Annotated in this window: 1 protein-coding gene; it reads right to left on the bottom strand. The window is 43.1% G+C overall.

The window, feature by feature from the left end:
* Positions 1 to 72: 72 nt before the first annotated feature.
* On the bottom strand, positions 73 to 525 hold the full coding sequence (locus CVN76_RS01010) for a hypothetical protein (protein WP_157805407.1): 453 nt from the start codon (positions 523 to 525) through the stop codon (positions 73 to 75).
* Positions 526 to 949 lie beyond the last annotated feature (424 nt).

The following is a 949-nucleotide window of genomic DNA, read 5'->3' as shown; positions in this document are numbered from 1 at the left end:
CACGCGTAAACCGCATAACTGGCAAATAACAGGTCAAACAAAAGGAGCCCATGAAGAGCTCCGGTTTTAGATTTAAAAGCCATCATCTGTTGCATTGAAGGGGATGTTGAGGTTCCTTTCGACGGCGCGCAGGCGTTGATTAAGCCTGTTCAGTCTATTGGTATGACGCTGATCGGTTTGACTTAGCCTGGATATTTCTTGGTTAACACGGTTCACTTCCCGGTTTACACGGGTGATTTCTTGATTGAGGCGAGTGAGTTCCCGCGTTTGTCGCTCATTTTGCCTCTCTAGTTCCCGTACCCTTCTTTCGAGTTGCTGAGATTGCGGCGGCTGCCTGTCGGAGTCGAATGGGTCTGTTGAAGGATTGAATGGGTTTTCTTGATTCTGTGGGAGGCTCCATTCCTGCTGAGGAACATACTCAGAATCAAATCGTTCTGTCTGTTGAAAATAGGGGTTGAAACTCGGCTGAATGTACTGCTGATTTCCGTTTTGTTGCGGATAAGGATAAAATCCGGATGTATTCATTGTCAACACTCCTTTTAAATTCAGGATGGATACGTAATAACTTATGTAAGTTCTGGTGAAGTGGCAAGGCGATAGCCTATAAAAGCCAGTTGGGCGGGTGTGTTTTTCAAAGAAAAATTTCAATAAATTTGCAGAAATCAATCTGTTCCTATATCGTTTAAGATAGAGAGAAATCTTCGCATATTGAAACTTATCAAAAGGATAATCCGTATATATAGAAAAGCGTGTAAGTCAGGAGTGTAATGATCATGAATCGATTTCTTACTGATTTTATTTCCATATTGATGGCATTTCCAGTCATTTTGCCGGTTTTGCTGGTGAGCTATTTTGCCTTTAATCTGCCCCTTGCTGCCTCTGTTGCCATTTCCATTGCCGGAGGTGCACTTGCATACTGGCTGAGTACGGCTTACTTTTCTTCGCGATT

The sequence above is a fragment of the Bacillus sp. mrc49 genome, from assembly GCF_002803435.1.
This window is presented reverse-complemented; position numbering and strand designations above follow the sequence as displayed.